Origin of the sequence: Mesorhizobium sp. IMUNJ 23033 (assembly GCF_044778005.1) — a bacterium.
GTDB lineage: Bacteria > Pseudomonadota > Alphaproteobacteria > Rhizobiales > Rhizobiaceae > Mesorhizobium > Mesorhizobium amorphae_A.
Genome location: NZ_JBJACT010000007.1, coordinates 261526 through 277394, shown reverse-complemented (window position 1 = coordinate 277394; position 15869 = coordinate 261526). Strand labels below are relative to the sequence as shown.

The 15869-nt window shown below is 62.4% G+C and carries 18 protein-coding genes, 2 tRNA genes and 1 pseudogene; 12 read left to right on the top strand and 9 right to left on the bottom strand.

Features of this window, described 5'->3' with window-relative positions:
* The 4 genes and pseudogenes from ACFX5Q_RS11950 to mctP form a co-directional block, all read left to right on the top strand.
* Window positions 1-311, top strand: a pseudogene (locus ACFX5Q_RS11950) (hypothetical protein); the annotation flags it as partial.
* Window positions 308-952, top strand: coding sequence for a response regulator (locus ACFX5Q_RS11945; protein WP_404277940.1), 645 nt, complete (start codon window positions 308-310; stop codon window positions 950-952). The pseudogene ACFX5Q_RS11950 and the gene ACFX5Q_RS11945, both read left to right, overlap by 4 nt.
* 296 nt (window positions 953-1248) lie before the next feature.
* Complete coding sequence (locus ACFX5Q_RS11940; RefSeq protein WP_404277964.1) at window positions 1249-1446, top strand: DUF3311 domain-containing protein; 198 nt, start codon at window positions 1249-1251, stop codon at window positions 1444-1446.
* Window positions 1436-2911 carry a sodium:solute symporter family monocarboxylate transporter gene (gene mctP, locus ACFX5Q_RS11935; protein ID WP_404277938.1) on the top strand — a complete coding sequence of 492 codons (1476 nt, stop codon included), beginning with the start codon at window positions 1436-1438 and terminating at the stop codon, window positions 2909-2911. The genes ACFX5Q_RS11940 and mctP overlap by 11 nt, the downstream gene beginning before the upstream one ends.
* An 82-nt stretch (window positions 2912-2993) precedes the next feature.
* Here mctP and uxuA read toward each other — a convergent pair whose 3' ends face one another.
* Complete coding sequence (uxuA, locus tag ACFX5Q_RS11930) at window positions 2994-4178, bottom strand: mannonate dehydratase (protein ID WP_404277936.1); 1185 nt, start codon at window positions 4176-4178, stop codon at window positions 2994-2996.
* 97 nt (window positions 4179-4275) lie between these two features.
* Between uxuA and ACFX5Q_RS11925 the strand changes: the two genes are divergently transcribed.
* Window positions 4276-5061 carry an SDR family NAD(P)-dependent oxidoreductase gene (locus ACFX5Q_RS11925; protein ID WP_404277934.1) on the top strand — a complete coding sequence of 262 codons (786 nt, stop codon included), beginning with the start codon at window positions 4276-4278 and terminating at the stop codon, window positions 5059-5061.
* 25 nt (window positions 5062-5086) lie between these two features.
* On the opposite strand, the gene ACFX5Q_RS11920 is transcribed toward ACFX5Q_RS11925, so the two are convergent.
* A tRNA-Val gene (locus ACFX5Q_RS11920) sits at window positions 5087-5162 on the bottom strand.
* 218 nt (window positions 5163-5380) lie between these two features.
* Here ACFX5Q_RS11920 and ACFX5Q_RS11915 point away from each other — a divergent pair.
* Both ACFX5Q_RS11915 and ACFX5Q_RS11910 read left to right on the top strand, forming a co-directional pair.
* Window positions 5381-5457, top strand: a tRNA-Asp gene (locus tag ACFX5Q_RS11915).
* 149 nt (window positions 5458-5606) lie between these two features.
* The gene (locus ACFX5Q_RS11910) at window positions 5607-6179 is read left to right on the top strand and encodes a dTDP-4-dehydrorhamnose 3,5-epimerase family protein (RefSeq protein ID WP_404277932.1); all 573 of its coding nucleotides are present in this window, start codon (window positions 5607-5609) and stop codon (window positions 6177-6179) included.
* Between the two features lie 186 nt (window positions 6180-6365).
* Here the strand turns inward: ACFX5Q_RS11910 and ACFX5Q_RS11905 are convergent, their stop codons facing one another.
* Window positions 6366-6644 (bottom strand): hypothetical protein, encoded by a 279-nt coding sequence (locus ACFX5Q_RS11905; protein WP_404277930.1) that lies wholly within the window; start codon window positions 6642-6644, stop codon window positions 6366-6368.
* Between the two features lie 311 nt (window positions 6645-6955).
* Here ACFX5Q_RS11905 and ACFX5Q_RS11900 point away from each other — a divergent pair, with 311 nt between their 5' ends.
* On the top strand, window positions 6956-7102 hold the full coding sequence (locus tag ACFX5Q_RS11900; protein ID WP_404277928.1) for a hypothetical protein: 147 nt from the start codon (window positions 6956-6958) through the stop codon (window positions 7100-7102).
* A 23-nt stretch (window positions 7103-7125) separates the two neighbouring features.
* Here the strand turns inward: ACFX5Q_RS11900 and rbsK are convergent, their stop codons facing one another.
* Genes rbsK through ACFX5Q_RS11885 form a run of 3 tightly spaced genes read right to left on the bottom strand, consistent with a single transcriptional unit; the run spans window position 7126 to window position 9616 of the window.
* On the bottom strand, window positions 7126-8070 hold the full coding sequence (gene rbsK / locus ACFX5Q_RS11895) for a ribokinase (protein ID WP_404277926.1): 945 nt from the start codon (window positions 8068-8070) through the stop codon (window positions 7126-7128).
* A 4-nt stretch (window positions 8071-8074) separates the two neighbouring features.
* The gene (locus ACFX5Q_RS11890) at window positions 8075-8527 is read right to left on the bottom strand and encodes an RbsD/FucU family protein (RefSeq protein ID WP_006204445.1); all 453 of its coding nucleotides are present in this window, start codon (window positions 8525-8527) and stop codon (window positions 8075-8077) included.
* Window positions 8528-8557: 30 nt separating this feature from the next.
* The gene (locus ACFX5Q_RS11885; protein WP_404277923.1) at window positions 8558-9616 is read right to left on the bottom strand and encodes an ABC transporter ATP-binding protein; all 1059 of its coding nucleotides are present in this window, start codon (window positions 9614-9616) and stop codon (window positions 8558-8560) included.
* A 316-nt stretch (window positions 9617-9932) separates the two neighbouring features.
* Here ACFX5Q_RS11885 and ACFX5Q_RS11880 point away from each other — a divergent pair, with 316 nt between their 5' ends.
* From ACFX5Q_RS11880 to ACFX5Q_RS11865, 4 genes are all read left to right on the top strand, one after another.
* Window positions 9933-11609 carry an ABC transporter substrate-binding protein gene (locus ACFX5Q_RS11880; RefSeq protein ID WP_404277921.1) on the top strand — a complete coding sequence of 559 codons (1677 nt, stop codon included), beginning with the start codon at window positions 9933-9935 and terminating at the stop codon, window positions 11607-11609.
* A 97-nt stretch (window positions 11610-11706) separates the two neighbouring features.
* Window positions 11707-12828: a carbohydrate ABC transporter permease gene (locus ACFX5Q_RS11875; protein ID WP_404277919.1), complete on the top strand. Its 1122-nt coding sequence runs from the start codon at window positions 11707-11709 to the stop codon at window positions 12826-12828.
* A 13-nt stretch (window positions 12829-12841) separates the two neighbouring features.
* Complete coding sequence (locus ACFX5Q_RS11870) at window positions 12842-13759, top strand: carbohydrate ABC transporter permease (protein WP_404277917.1); 918 nt, start codon at window positions 12842-12844, stop codon at window positions 13757-13759.
* 3 nt (window positions 13760-13762) lie between these two features.
* Window positions 13763-14080, top strand: coding sequence for a hypothetical protein (locus ACFX5Q_RS11865; RefSeq protein ID WP_404277915.1), 318 nt, complete (start codon window positions 13763-13765; stop codon window positions 14078-14080).
* 7 nt (window positions 14081-14087) lie between these two features.
* Here ACFX5Q_RS11865 and ACFX5Q_RS11860 read toward each other — a convergent pair whose 3' ends face one another.
* The 3 genes from ACFX5Q_RS11860 to hxlB form a co-directional block, all read right to left on the bottom strand.
* A complete protein-coding gene (locus tag ACFX5Q_RS11860; protein ID WP_404277913.1) occupies window positions 14088-14453 on the bottom strand; it encodes a hypothetical protein in 366 nt (121 codons plus the stop codon).
* A gap of 89 nt (window positions 14454-14542) precedes the next feature.
* Window positions 14543-15286 carry a creatininase family protein gene (locus ACFX5Q_RS11855; protein WP_404277911.1) on the bottom strand — a complete coding sequence of 248 codons (744 nt, stop codon included), beginning with the start codon at window positions 15284-15286 and terminating at the stop codon, window positions 14543-14545.
* 4 nt (window positions 15287-15290) lie between these two features.
* A complete protein-coding gene (hxlB, locus tag ACFX5Q_RS11850; protein WP_404277909.1) occupies window positions 15291-15857 on the bottom strand; it encodes a 6-phospho-3-hexuloisomerase in 567 nt (188 codons plus the stop codon).
* Between the last annotated feature and the right edge of the window lie 12 nt (window positions 15858-15869).

Sequence of the window (15869 nt, the reverse complement as noted above, 5' to 3'; positions counted from 1 at the left end):
TTGTGAACATTCACATTCTAGAGATCCTTCGACTGGCCATGGCCACCTCGATCGGTGCGCGCCTGCAGCGAAAAGCTGCGCGCACCGATGTCTCGGTTGCCTCTCATCATTCTTTCCGTAGGTGCTACGGCACCGGCTTTGACGGCAGCGCCTCCAGCAAGACAGGCCTCGGGCTGCGCAACATGCAGGAGCGCATGGCGCATTTCCGCGGCCTGCTGCTGCTCGACAGCCTGCCGACCGGCACGACGCTGACGGCGATGCTGCCGAAATCGGCCAATATGCCGGCCAGCGAACGGGCCGTTGCTGCATGAGCGACCGCCGTGTGATCAAGGTGCTGCTGATCGACAACCACCCGCTGGTCCTGGATGGCCTGAAAGCCGTGCTCGAGACGTTCGACCATATCGAGGTCGTCGGTACGGCAGGCCTCGCGCATGCCGGCCTGGAAATAGGCCGGCAGACCCGGCCACAGGTCGTGCTGATGGATATCAACATGCCGAAGCTGAGCGGCATAGACGCGATCGAACTGTTCAGAAGGGAACTTGCCGACGCCCGGATCGTGATGCTCTCGATGCATGAGAGCCGCGAATATATCTCTTCGTCCGTCATGCGCGGCGCATCCGGCTACATCCTCAAGGATGTATCGACGGACGAGATCGTCGCCGCCATCGAGACCGTCGCAGGCGGCGGGACATATTTCTCGTCCGGCGTCGCCGACGTGCTGATGGAGCGCGGGGGGCAGGACCAGGTGGATCCGCTCACGCCGCGCGAGCGCGACATTCTCGGCCTGATCGTTGCGGGTCAGAGCAACCGGGAGATCGCCGAAGCGCTCGGGATCACGTCCGCCACGGCCGAGACGCATCGCAAGAACCTCAAGAAGAAGCTCGGCATCGCCACGACGGCGGGACTGATCCGCTACGCCCTCGGTCACGGAATCGTGGCAAAACCCGGCTGATTCCCGGTCTACCCACTTCTGGGTAGACCCTTGGATTTCAGCGCCGCCACCATCTTGTGAGGGCAAAAACGCTGCCATAGGGGTTCATCACGGCTGGCCACGAAAGGGCGAGCCGTCGGGAGGAATTCACTATGTCCATGCCATGCCGGAACAGCCGGCGATGGGTCGCGAACCTGTCGCAGCGGCGCAAGGAGAGCCGCCGCGCGATGTCTCCACGGCCGGTGACAGTGCCTGCCTTCCGTACCGGCAACTGCAACATGGCGGCCCATATCATGGCGCCTGGAAGGTATCTCGACATGGAAAAACCTCGCAGCAAGGCGGCCCTCTGGCTGCTCGTCATTCCCTATTTAGGCCTGCTCTGGCCGCCCTTCTACAATGTCCGCGAGCCGGCCATGTTCGGCTTCCCCTTCTTCTACTGGTACCAGCTTGCCTGGGTGCCGATCACCGCGACGCTGACCTGGATCGCCTATCGGAGCACGCGCCATGACGACTGACATCAACCCCGCGGCGCTCGCCGTCTTCATCTTCTTCTTCGTGCTCGTTACGATCCTGGGGTTTGTCGCCGCCCGCTGGCGCAAGCCCGAAACGCTTGCCCATATCGATGAATGGGGGCTTGGCGGGCGCAGTTTCGGTACCTGGATCACCTGGTTCCTGGTCGGCGGCGACTTCTACACCGCCTATACCGTGATCGCCGTCCCGGCGCTGGTTTATACTGTCGGAGCGTATGGCTTCTTCGCACTGCCCTACACCATCGTCGTCTATCCCTTCGTCTTCATGGTCATGCCGGTTCTTTGGAAGCGCGCCAGGGATTTCGGCTATGTCACGGCCGGCGACGTCGTCCATGGCCAATACGGATCGCGCGGTCTCGAACTCGCCGTGGCGGTAACCGGCGTCATCGCGACGATGCCTTATATCGCCCTTCAGCTCGTCGGCATGACGGCGGTGCTTAAGGCGCTCGGTCTGCATGGCGAACTGCCGCTTGCCATCGCCTTCATCGTGCTGGCGCTCTACACCTATTCGGCGGGATTGCGTGCGCCGGCCCTGATCGCCTTCGTCAAGGACATCATGATCTATATCGTGGTGATCGCCGCCGTCGCGCTTATCCCCTCGAAGCTCGGTGGCTATGCCAATGTCTTCGCCTCGGCCGACGCGGCCTTCCAGGCCAAGGGCTCCGGCAGCCTGCTTCTCGCCGGCAACCAGTATGTCGCCTATGCGACGCTCGCCTTCGGGTCGGCGCTCGCAGCCTTCATGTATCCGCATACGCTGACGGGGATTTTTGCCTCGAACAGCGGCAACACGATCCGCAAGAATGCGATCCTGCTGCCGGCCTATACGCTGCTGCTCGGTCTGCTGGCGCTGCTCGGCTACATGGGGCACGCCGCCAACCTCAAGCTCGACAGTGCGACCGACGTCGTTCCAGCCCTGTTCAAGACGCTGTTTTCGGGCTGGTTCTCAGGCTTCGCTTTCGCTGCGATCGCGATCGGCGCCCTTGTGCCGGCGGCGGTGATGAGCATTGGCGCCGCCAATCTCTTTACCCGCAATTTCTGGAAAGCCTATGTCAATCCTCAAGTGAGCGATGCCGGTGAAGCCAAGGTCGCGAAGATGACCTCGCTGGTGGTGAAGGTGGGCGCCCTGCTGGTGATCATTTTCCTGCCGACGCAGTTCGCGCTCGATCTGCAATTGCTCGGCGGAATCTGGATCCTGCAGACGCTGCCGGCCCTGGTCTTCGGGCTCTACACCAACTGGTTCCGGGCTCCGGCCCTGCTTGCGGGCTGGTTCGTCGGCTTCTTCGGCGGTACCTGGCTTGTCTGGGATGCCGGCTGGAAACCACTGCACCTGATCAGTCTCGGAGGAGAACCCTTCACGGTCTATACGGGGCTGCTTGCACTTGCCGCAAACATCGCCGTGGCAGTGGCGGTCAATGCCGTTGCCCCGGCACGAACAGCGGTGCGAGCATAGAGCGAAAAAAGCGAAGGATCGCGCAAGCGATCCTTCGCAGGATACGCGTTGCTAAACTGTCGCCTGCAAACGCTCGATTGTCTCAAGCCAACCCAAACCGCTCCACCGCCCGCATGATGCCGCGCAGTTCAGCCAACCCCTTGAGGCGGCCGATCAGCGAATAGCCTGGGTTGATCCTGGTCTTGCCGATGTCGTCGGCAAGCAGATGGCCATGGTCAGGACGCATGGGGATGCGCCAGTCGCTCCTGCCTTCCTTGCGCCGGCGGACCTCTTCCTTCATCAGTGCCAGGATCACCGCCGCCATGTCGGTGGAGCCTTCCAGATGTTCGGCCTCGAAGAACGAGCCGTCGTCCTCGCGCGTGACGTTGCGCAGGTGAACGAAGTGGATCCGCGACGCGAACTCCTCGATCATCGCGACAAGGTCGTTGTCGGCGCGCACGCCGTAGGAGCCGGTGCAGAATGTCAGGCCGTTCGCCGGGCTGTCGACCGTCCCCAGGATGAAGCGTGCGTCGTCGGCGGTGGAGACGACCCGCGGCAGCCCAAACAGCGAGAAAGGCGGATCGTCGGGATGGATGCACATGCGCGCGCCGACCTCCTCGGCCACAGGGATGATCTCCTTCAGGAACCAGGCAAGATTGGCGCGCAGTTCGACCGGGCCGATTGCATCGTAGTCGGCAAGCGCCTCGCGCATCGTATCGCGGTTGTACTTGCGTTCGGTGGCCGGCAGTCCGGCAATGAGGTTGCGCTCGATCGTGTCGATTTGCTCGTCGCTCAAGGCCTTCAGCCGCGCTTCCGCCTCGGTGATGCGCGCCGGGCTGTAGCTGGCCTCGGCATTGCGCCGCTTCAGCACGAACAGGTCATAGGCGGCAAAGTCGATCGCGTCGAAGCGCAAGGCGTAGCCGGTGGTCGGCAACCGATACATGAGATCGGTGCGGGTCCAGTCGACCACAGGCATGAAATTGTAGCAGATGGTCGAAATGCCGGCCTTGGCCAAAGCGCGAATGGTGTCCTTGTAGAAGCTGGCGTAGCGCTGCCTCTCCGCCGATCCGATCTTGATCGAGTTGTGGACCGGGATGCTCTCCACCACCGACCAGGTCAGCCCCGCGGCCTCGATGATGCGCTTGCGTTCAAGGATATCGATCAGAGGCCAGGCACGGCCATCGTAGATATTGTGGAGGGCCGACACGATGCCCGTCGCCGCTGCCTGCCTGACATGATCGAGCGTGACCGGATCGTCCGGCCCGTACCAGCGCCAACATTGTTCCATAAAGGTCCCTTCCGAAGCGAAGCCAAAACCGTATTGTTGGACCATAGTCGGAGTCGAGACTTCGGCAATCCCAACGACGCATGACGGAGTTTGAGCCATGAACGATTTTGGCGGCAAGGTTGCCCTGGTGACGGGAACGACCGGGATCGGCCTGGCAAGCGCCAGACGCCTGGCGGCGGGTGGTGCCGCAATCATCGCCTGCGGCATCGACAGCAACGCAAATGCGGCGATGCAGGCCGAACTCGACCACTCGGGCGCCAAAGCGCTGGTGGTGACGACGGACGTTTCCGTGCCGGATCAGGTTGCCCGGGCGGTCGCCGCCGGCGTCGCGCGGTTCGGCGGGCTGGACGTCATCGTCAACTCCGCCGCCGTGCACCCTTATGGCACGGCAACGAGCACGGATTTCGAAACCTGGAGCCGGGCGATGACCGTCAATGTCGGCTCGATCTATTTGACCGCGCATTTCGGCATTCCTGAAATGGTCAAGCGGGGCGGCGGCGCCATCGTCAACGTCGCTTCGGTGCAGGGCCACGCCTGCCAGCAGAACGTCGCCGCCTATGCGACGACGAAGGGAGCGATCCATACGCTGACGCGCTCGCTGGCGCTCGACTACGCCCGCCAGGGGATCCGGGTGAATTCGGTGAGCCCCGGATCGATCCGCACGCCGATCCTGGAAAAGGCCGCGCGCGGCGACAACGGGACCGACGCCGATGTCGAGGCCGCCTACAAACGCTTCGGCGAAGCACACCCGCTTGGCCGCATCGGCGAACCGGAAGAAGTGGCGGAGCTGATCGCGTTTCTATGCTCGTCCATGGCAGGCTTCTGCACAGGCGCCGACTACAAAATCGACGGCGGCCTGACCGCCGGCATCGGGGTCAAGTGAAGAGGGATAAGATCAACCTGAAAAATGGTGGGCGATGACGGGCTCGAACCGCCGACATCTTCGGTGTAAACGAAGCGCTCTACCAACTGAGCTAATCGCCCGCTCCGGCGCGGACCTTTAAGCGGTCAGGACAGGCTTCGCAAGGCAAAATGAACGGGCAACGTCCTGTTCGGATACCGGTTTCGCCAACAAAGCGAGGCTTGTCAAAAAACCTTCTCCTGTTTGCTGTTATGCTGTCCCACTCCGCTTGACACCCGGTGGCGAACCCCTTATCCAGCGGCCCAACGACGAACACGGCTGACCCGTGCTCGTCTTGTGCGCGGGTGTAGCTCAGTCGGTTAGAGTGCCGGCCTGTCACGCCGGAGGTCGCGGGTTCGAGCCCCGTCACTCGCGCCATTTCTTCCCAACGTATCGGTTTCGCACCTGGCACGAGTTCAACCGGACTCGTTCGCAGGCGCGGCATCGTCTGTGCCGTATTTACAAAACCCGTGCCGGCTGTGAGAAGCTGAACCGAACCCATGTTGTTCGGGTCAGGAGGACTTGCGATGAGCGACCACGGGGATAGCGGGACGTGTCCGAACATTCTTGAGACCACCCTCGCCGCTGCCTTGCAGGACCAGCGAACGGTGGACGAGCAGCGTCAAAGCATTGCGCCTCTGCTCGACGGCATGTCCTTCTACGACAGCATTCGACACAATGACGACCGCGGCAGCGTCACCGAGATCTACGACCCTCGCTGGGGCTGGCATCCCGACCCGCTGGTCTTCTCCTATGTTTTCACAGTTCGGCCCGGCATGGTGAAGGGTTGGGGGCTGCACAAGCTGCACGAGGACCGCTATTTCGTGGTCAGCGGCGAACTGGAGCTGGTTGTTTACGATCCAAGGCCGGACTCCAGCACATACGGCAAGATTTCCAAGGTCTACCTTTCCGGCAGCCGTCCCCGGCTCGTCAATATCCCGAAATTCGTCTGGCACGCCGACCACAACATCGGCATGTCCGATGCGGTCGTCATCAACTTTCCGACCATCCAGTACGATCACTCGAATCCCGACAAGTATCGCCTGCCGATCGACAGCGATCTCATTCCCTACGATTTCGGAAGCGCGAAGGGATGGTGAGCAAACCGCGCTTTTCCATCCTGATGCCGACCCACTCGCGCGTCGACGTCATCGGCCTGGCCATTCAAATCCGTCCTGGATCAGACCGTGGACGATTTTGAATTGCTGGTCGTGGGCGACGGCTGCGCGCCCGGCACGGAGCCGCGTTTCGCCATGGTGTCTCTGCCCGGCGCACCTTCGAACCAATTACCGCGGACGCGCTCGATTCCATCGCTGCAGAATTTTACCCAGCTCCCCACGGAGCGCGGGCATGGAATTTGCCGATGAGAGGTCTGCCTCGGCGCCCTTCGACCCCCGTCCATAGGTCAGGCCGAGGACCAGACCGATGTATCCGACCTGAAGAATGATCAGAGCAACAACAGCCCAGCCGAACGCCTTCCAGATGGAGCCGGTTTCCAACACTGCCCAGATCGCCACGATGAACGACGTTGCGAACATGCCAACCAGAAACTGCGGAAAATACATAACACCCAGCTCCCATTTTTTGGCGGTTCAGCGCCTTTCAGCCGCTAAAGACCCGCCGCTCCATTAGCGGAGCGGCGGGGCCCCCAATTGCCCCCCGATTGCCGGGCTGATGAGTGACCCCGGCATTGCTGACAATGCAATTACGGCGCCAAACTCAGTGGCCCATTACGGGACACCTATGCCAATGGCGCAAGACCGGATTGGCGATTAACATTACCTGTGGCTAATATGCCACCCTGGTCGGAAGGGACCAAGGTGGCAAGGGTTTATGGCAGGCTTGTTGGCCGCGATGCTGTAGCGTCGGCAGGCAGATGCTGGTCCATCATGCCAAGCGCGACAGAGAACAAAGCACCTGGATTCTTTCAGAGATGGCATTTGACGCCAAACGGCGGCTCGGCATTCCGCGCCAATTCGGCCGCCTTGGTGCATACTGGCTCGACGGCAATCCGGACTGGTGAGCCCGCCTGGGACGCTGTCGAACTCAACCTCTCGCCAGCAGCGTCTCGACCTCCTGCAGCGTCGGCATCGACGGCGCCGTGCCCGGCCGCGTCACCGAAATACCGGCAACGGCGCAGGCGAAACGCACCGCTTGCAGCGGCTCGACGCCTTTGGCAAGCGCCGCAGCCAGGCCGCCATTGAAGGCGTCGCCGGCGCCTGTGGTTTCGACCACCGGGCCGGCATTGACCGCGCCGACATGGTCGGAACCGCTGGCCGTGTGCAGCAGCGCGCCCTTCTCGCCAAGCGTGATGATCACCGCACCGACTCCCTTTTTGAGCAAGCTGTCGGCGGCGCGGCGGGCATCGTCGACCGACGCGACCTTGATGCCGGTCAGTTCCTCGGCCTCGGTCTCGTTGGGCGTGACATAATCGCAGAGCGTGTAGATGCGGTCGGGCAGGCTTGCCGCCGGCGCCGGGTTGAGGATCGTGATCACCCCTGCCCCGCGCGCGATCTCGAGCGCCTTGAGCGCCGCCTCGATCGGCTGTTCGAGCTGGGTGACGAAAACGCCGGCCGAGCGGATCAGATCGGTATGAGCCTCGATGTCATCGGGCGAGATCAGCATCGCAGCACCTGGGCTGACGATGATGGCGTTGTTGCCGGTCGTTTCCTCGACGAAGATATAGGCCGCACCGGTGTAGCTGTCTGGTGTGTCGATCACTGCAGCCTTCACACCGGCCTCTTGCCAGGTGTGCTTGGCCATGTCGGCGAAGGCATCGACGCCGAGGCGCGTCAGGAAGGTGATGTCGGCGCCGAGCTTGCCGGCCGCGACCGCCTGGTTCGAGCCCTTGCCGCCGGGGCCGAGCTTGAACGAGTTGCCGAGGATCGTCTCGCCCATGCGCGGCTGGCGATCGGCGCGATAGGCGGTGTCGGCGACAAAGACACCCAAGATGACAACGGGCTTCATGACGACAGGCTTGCCGGCCGCCATGATGCTACTCCGCATCCGGCGGAACGACGCCCTTGCGGAAGGCAAAGCAGCCATAGAAGCGGCGCTCGCCGGTCTGGATGACGCAATAGGCTTTCTTGGCGCGTTCGTAGAAGGCATAGCGCTCGACCGAAATCATCGGCCACGCCTTGCCCTCGGCGGCATCGATTTCTTTCTGGACTTCCTTCTGCACAGGCGGAATTTCGTCCGGCTTGCCGACGATCTCCATGCGCGCGGCCGCGTCGTCGACGAATGTGTCCAACGGATAAAGCGACAGCACCGCCCTGGCCACATCGGCCGCCGGCGCGTCGATACGCAACAGCTTACCGAGCACGGTCTGGCGGGCCACGGAATCGGCCGGAAAATTGGTGTCGCAGACAATCAGGTCGTCGCCGTGGCCCATCGCCCGCAGCGCCTGGAGCACATCGGCATTGAGCAGCGGATTGATCCCTTTGAGCATGGCATTCCTCGTGGAAAAGTCGGTTGGAAATCAGAGCCGCTTGCCGGTCTCTGCGTCGAAGAGGTGGACCTGGTCGAGCCGCGGCTTGAGGTGCAGCGTGTCGCCCGGCTTGAAGTCATGGCGCTCGCGAAACAGCGCCACCATCTCGCCCTCGCCGAAGCGCAGGAATACCAGCGTTTCGGAACCTGTCGGCTCGACCACGGAAATCCTTGCTGCAACGCCGTCGGGGTGGATTTCCAGATGCTCGGGCCGCACGCCGTAGACGACGGCCTGGCCGTCCTGCGCGGCGCTGTTCGCGGCGATCGGGAACGGCGTGCCCGAAATGTCGACGACCGGCTTGTCGCCCTTCTTCACGATGCCCTTCAGAAGGTTCATCGAGGGCGAGCCGATGAAGCCGGCAACGAACAGATTGGCCGGCCGGTCGAACAGTTCCAGCGGCGCGCCGACCTGCTCGATGCGGCCATCGCGCATCACCACGATCTTGTCGGCCATAGTCATGGCTTCGATCTGGTCGTGGGTGACGTAGATGGTGGTGGTCTTCAGCCGCTGGTGCAGTTCCTTGATCTCGGTGCGCATCTGGACGCGCAGCTTGGCGTCGAGGTTGGAGAGCGGTTCATCGAACAGGAACACCTGCGGGTTGCGCACGATGGCGCGCCCCATCGCCACGCGCTGGCGCTGGCCGCCGGAGAGCTGTCGCGGATAGCGCTTGAGATAGGGGGCGAGGTCGAGAATATCGGCCGCCCGCTTGACCCTTTCGGCAACCACGGCCGGATCGGTCTTGCGCAGCTTGAGCGCAAAGGCCATGTTCTGCTCCACCGTCTTGTGCGGGTAGAGCGCGTAGTTCTGGAACACCATGGCGATGTCGCGCTTGGCCGGCGGCAAATGGTTGACGACGCGGTCACCGATGGCGATCGTGCCGCCGGAAACGGTCTCCAATCCCGCCACCATCCTGAGCAGCGTGGACTTGCCGCAACCCGAGGGCCCGACCAGCACAACGAATTGGCCGTCGGGGATATCGACGCTGACGTCGTGCAGGACCTTGACGGTTCCGAACGCCTTGGCCACATTGCTGATCGCGACTTGAGCCATCATCCCCCCTGGGGTTTTGGACCTGCGGGTCCTTCGTTTGCCGTGAAGCTAACCAACGCTGATGGCAAGGGCAAGTCAGTCTCTTATAGATAAAAAACCTATTGTCGTTGACACGGCATTCGGTTGTGCGAATAGTGAAGGTGTCAGGGTTCTTGGCCCTCTTCCGCGCGCGTCGGCACGCTTGTCCGGACATCGGAAGTCGACGCGTTGCGGGAGGAAGCTGGGGCCGTAATTTTCCGGGAGTCGCGTCGTTGGGGAACACCGTTAGCGCTCCACTATCCGAAACTGTCACCATTGATCTTCTGGGAGGAACGAGATGAGAGTCAGCCTTTTCAACCAACTCATGCGCGCGGGTGCTACTCGCCGCGATGTCCTGAAGGGAGCGGCCAGCATGGCCGCGCTCTCGGCGGCATCCGGCGCGGGTCTTGGCGCATTGACGCGCCCAGCGTCCGCTGCCGATGATCTGCGCGCGCAGATTCTGCAGATCCCCGGCGTCGGCAAGGGTCAGCCGACCGACGCCGACTTCCAGAAGGTCGGCGAGCTTTGCCTCGAAGCGACCAAGGCCAACGTCAAGGAAGGCGAATTCGCCGGCGTCGAGCTCTCCTTCATGGGCCTCAACAACCAGAACCTGCACAATGTGCTGTTCCGCGGCTTCCTGAAGCCGTGGGAGGCCTATACCGGCGCCAAGATCAGCTGGATCGATCTGGCGCAAGCCGACTACAATCCGCGCCTGCAGCAGGCGATCGCCACCGGCACCGTCGATTTCGACATCATCGAAATGGGTGCGCCCTTCGAAGGCGACGTCTGCGGCAAGGGCCTCACCTCTGAAATGCCGGACTGGGTCAAGGACCAGATCGACATGAAGGACGTTGTGGCCTATCTGCAGCCGCCGGTCGGCACCTGGGATGGGAAGCAGTACCGCATCACCGTCGACGGCGACGCGCACAACTTCAACTACCGCACCGACGTGTTCTCCGACTCTGATCTGGCAGCAGCCTGGAAAGCCGATAGCGGCGACAAGGCAGGCCTGACGGAATGGGGCGTGCCGAAGACCTGGCAACAGGTGCAGGCCGTGACCAAGTTCCTCAAGGGCAAGCAGATGAAGGGCCAAGACGTCTTCGGTTATCTCGACGCGCCCAAGGCCTGGGGCGGTTTCGGCTTCTACTTCCTTGGCAGCCGTGCCAGTGCTTATGCCAAGCACCCTGATGACAAGGCGTGGCTGTTCGATCCGGATACGATGAAACCGCGCATAAACAACCCGGCTTGGGTGCGCGCAATCCAGGACGTGATCGACGCGCTGCCTTTCGAACCGCAAGATCAAATCAATGCCGACCCGAACCAGACCTGTTTCTCCCAATTCCTGGGCGGCACTGGTTCGATGCTGGCTTGGTGGGGAGACGCGGGCTCGAATGCGAAGACTAACGACTCGTCGGTCGTCGGCGATGTCACAGGATTCTCGATCCTGCCAGGCTCCGACGATGTCTACAATTCCAAGACCGGCGCCTGGGACAAACTGGCCAGCGGCCCGAATTATGCTCCGAACTGCGCCTATCTCGGCTGGGGTGTCTATGTCATGGCCCGCGTCGACAGCGACGAAAAGAAGAAGAAGGCGGCCTGGTCTGCCGCTGCTCATCTCGGCGGCAAGGACCTGTCGCTCTGGTGCGCGGCGTATCCGTCGGGCTTCCAGCCCTACCGCAACAGCCATTTCAACATTCCGGAATGGGTGGCGGCGGGTTACGACGAGGCCTTCATCACCTCGTATCTCAAGTCGGAAGCCGACAGTTACAACCATCCGAACGCGGCGATCGAGCCACGCATCCCCGGCATCTTCCAATACTACAGCGCCGCCGAGGATATTCTGGCCAACACCTTCGCCGGCAAGATGAAGGCGCAGGAAGGCGCCGACGCCATCGCCGCCGCCTGGGAGAAGCTGACCGACCAGATCGGCCGCGAAAACCAGATCAAGCTCTACAAGGCCTCGCTTGGCGTGTAGGCTGATCGTATAGTGAACAAGGGTCCGGCGGTGAAAAGCCGCCGGACCTGACCGGCCAGGCCGGTCGTAGGGGCCTTCTTATGAATGGACGAGACGCGTGGCTGACCAGACCTTGCCTACCAATGCATGGCCGGCAAACGGCGTTCCAGCCGATCTGATCGCACCGGGCCGCAAGCGGCTCGGTTTCGCCTTGATGACCGTGGCGACGCTCGGCCTGCTCGCTGTCATCGCACTGCAGATCCTCTACAAGACGGAAGTTACCACGCTCGGCTTCGACACCTGGCGGCCGGTCATCTATGCCTATGTGCTGTGGGGCGTGGCGCTCGGCGCCGGCCAGGTGCTGACGCGTGGCGAGGACGGCCAGCGCGCGCTGTTTCTTCTCCCCGCGCTCCTGTTCACCATCGCCATGGTGGTCTTCCCTACGCTGTTCGGCTTCTACATCGCGCTGACCGACTGGAACCTCAGTTCCTTCTCCGGCCGGAAATTCAATGGGCTCGACAATTTCTGGCAGATGCTGGCCGACCCCTATTACCGCAACGCGCTGTTCAACATGGTGCTCTACGTGCTCGCCGTGCTGGTCGAATATGCCATCGCGTTCGGGCTGGCGCTGCTGCTCAACGCGCAGATCCGCGCCAGAAAATTCTTCCGCGTTGTCTTCCTCCTGCCCTTGATGCTGTCGCCGGTGGCGGTGTCGTGGATGATCGGCAAATCGCTGATGGAGTACCGCTTCGGGCCGGCGGCAACACTGGCGCGCACTCTCGGCTGGGAAAACCCGGCCTTCTTCTCGGATCCAATCATCGCCCGCATCTCGATCATGGTGCTCGATGCATGGACCTTCATTCCGTTCATGATGATCATGCTGCTCGCCGGCCTGCAGGCGATGTCGCGCGAGGTGCTCGAGGCGGCGCGCGTCGACGGCGCCACCCCCTGGCAGACCTTCTGGCAAGTCACCTTCCCGCTGATGCTGCCGGTGTCGGTGACGGCGGTGATCCTGCGCATCATCTTCAAGCTGAAGCTGGCCGACATCATCATCACCGTGACCTCGGGCGGGCCCGGCGGCGCCACCGATTCAGTGTCGAGCTTCATTTACCGCGAATACCGCGACCGCTCGAATGTCGGCTACGGCACGATGCTGGCGATGGCCTACCTCGTTATCATTGTCGTGTTCGTGACGTGGCTGTTGAAATTCGCCAACCGCTTCGTGCGCAATGTAAACTGAGCCGGCAGATATCATGAGCGTCCAGACCACCGACTATACCGCCTCAGAAATCCGCTCGCCGGCGAGCTTTCTCGCCAATCGCGTCTTCATCTACGGCGCGCTGGTGTTCTGGGCCTTCATCTGCCTGTTCCCGATCTATTGGACGATAACCACCTCGTTCAAGACCGCGGTCGACGTCACCCAGGGCCATCTCATCCCCTTCGTCGACTTCCAGCCGGACTGGAAAGGCTGGCGCTCGCTCGGCCTGTCGCCGGACTCGATCTTCCAGACCTCGACAGTGCGCGAGGAATTCCTCAAGCGCTTCATGAACTCGGCCATCACCTCGGTCGGCGCGTCGAGCCTGGCCATCGTCATCGGCAGCCTCGCCGCCTACGGCCTGACCCGCTATCGCTATCACTTCGCCTGGTTCAAGAACGAGGACATCTCCTTCTTCTTCCTGTCGCAACTGATCCTGCCGCCGGTGGTGTTGGCGCTCCCCTTCCTCGTGCTCTACCGCGAAGTCGGCCTGCTCGACACGCGCATCGGGCTGATCCTGCTCTACACGCTGATGGTGCTGCCGATCGTCATCTGGATCATGCGTGACCAGTTCAACTCGATCCCGGTCGAACTGGAGGAAGCTGCACTCGTCGACGGCCTGTCGATCTGGGGCGCCTTCTTCCGCATCGTCATGCCGATCGCGCTGCCGGGCATGGTCGCCGCCTTCATCCTGGCGATGGTGCTGTGCTGGAACGAATATTTCTTTGCCGCGCTTCTGACCTCGACCGACGCCAAGACCATCCCTGTCATGGTGGCGAGCCAGACAGGCTCACAAGGCATCAACTGGTGGTCGATGGCAGCACTCGCCACCGCAGCCATCGCACCGCTTGCCGTCATCGGCATCGCGCTGGAACGCTACCTGATCATGGGCATGACGGCGGGAGCCGTGAAGTAGGCGATGGCCACCCAATACTGGTTTGCGCGCAATTTCCGCGTTGGCTACAACGGGTACCACCGCTACCGCAAAGGCGTGATGCCGATCAGCTGGCAAGGTCGCGCGGTGATTGCCGGCTTTGTCGTGGCGATGGTGGCTGGCGGCCTGTCGATGCTACTGATCGTGCTCTACGCCAAGACGTTTGCGCTCGGTGTCACGCTCTTTGCCATCCTTGCTGTTGCCGGCGGCGGTACCTTCATCTGGGCTGTGGCGACCAAGAGCGATCCGGACAAATCGACCGCCCAATACAGAGCCGAGAGGCGTGGCATCCGCACCCCCTAGTTTGCGCCTACATCGCCTCTGCCGGAGCAAAGAAGCAGTTTTCGTGCTCCTCGTTCGGATGCAGGCAGATGTGAAAGTTGCCGTCGCCGGAAGGACTGACACTGGCGTAGGGGACGAAATAGCGGTTCTTGTGAGTGACTTTGCGATGATCTCCCGGCCGCAAGATGATCACATAGCCATCGGGCTGCGGTGTTACGGTCACGCTGGGAATGCTGCCACATTCGCCTGTCGACGGATCGCCGTCACAGCAGGCTGGCGGATAAGTCCAGCCGCTATTGGCGCTGTGCGCAAAAACAGAGACATCCTCAAGCGCCGCAGCCGTGGCGATCACGCCTGCCAAGCTCGCCATGCGTCGTTTTTCGACCGCGCCCACCGAACGGCTCCAAGCGCCCAACGGCGTAATTTGGAGCCATTGTACTTTATTCGCGTATGCTAATATAGCGAGAGGAGAGCGTCGCTGGTCTAGCGCGAAAGCTTCGTGCGCAGGTGATCGAGGATCATGGCTACGCCCTTCTGCCCCATCTCCGCCGAGGCGTCGGGCGCGGTTGCCGTGTACCAGCCCGTGTTGTCGATGAAATGGCTGGCGTCCACCGCTTCCGGGCACAGCGCCAGCATCAGCGATGTCTCGCCGATGCCAGCATGGTCGAACGGATAGTGGCCGTTCATTGCCGCCGGCATCAGCGGATGCACCTGCACCCAGTTGAAGAAATTGCCGCCCTCGGCGTGCTCGGCATAGTAGCCGGCCATTGCCTGCGAGCCCCACCAACCCTCGCCACGTTCCTTTTCGAGGAAGCGGAAGATCGCCTGCCGGCCGGCGGCCTTGAAGGCGAGATCGGTCGGCATGCCGGCAGCGAAATTCTCGGTCTGATGGTGGATGATGGCGTGGATGTTGCGAAAGCCGATGCGCAGCAGGCTGTGGAACAGCTCTTCCGCGAATGGCGCCAGCGCGTTGCCGCCGACCTGCACCGAACCGCTGCCTTCCGGCGGCACTACGGCATAGCTGGCCGCGCCGTAGTAAAAGGGCGGCAGGATGACGATGTCGGCTTCCTTCTCGAACAGCTCCAGCGTCTTGACGACGGCCAGCGTGTCCATGCCGACCGCCATGTGCTCGCCATGGTATTCGAGCACGCCGAGCGGCAGCACTACCGGCCAGTTCTCCGCGATCGCTCTGCGGATCTGGTGCGGCAGCATCAATTCATAGCGCATGCCCCTACTCCAAATTGGTGTGGCGAGCACGCATCGCTTCGGGCGAGAAGCCGGTGAGATCCTTGAGCTTCAGCACCATCACTTCGAAGAGCAGGAACAGCGCGCCTTCGAACAGCGAACCCATCGGAAGCACCGAGGTCTTCGCCGGTCCTTGGTCGCTGGCCATGGTCTGCGCCGGGATGAGCAAGGTGAAGTCGGCGCGCCTGGCTGCGCTGCTTTCGGCCTCGGCGGTGAGCAGCAACACCTTGGCACCTGCATCGCGGGCAACCTGCATCAGGGTCAGCACGGTGGTGGTCTCGCCCGGCCCGGAGCTGACCAGGAAGACATCGCCCTCGCCCAGCGGCGGCGTGGTCATGTCGCCGACCACCGACACCGGCAGACCGAGATGGTAGAGCCGCATGGCAAAGCCCTTAACCTGCAGCGCCTCGCGGCCGCAGCCATAGACGGCGATTTTGCCGGCGCCGGCCAGCATGGCGCAGGCGGCGTCGGTCCGGCTCTCGTCGACCCGGGCAAGCACCGTGCCGAGTTCACCCAGCGCGGTGTCGAACAGGCTCGTGCCGATGCCGGTCATACGCGTTCCACC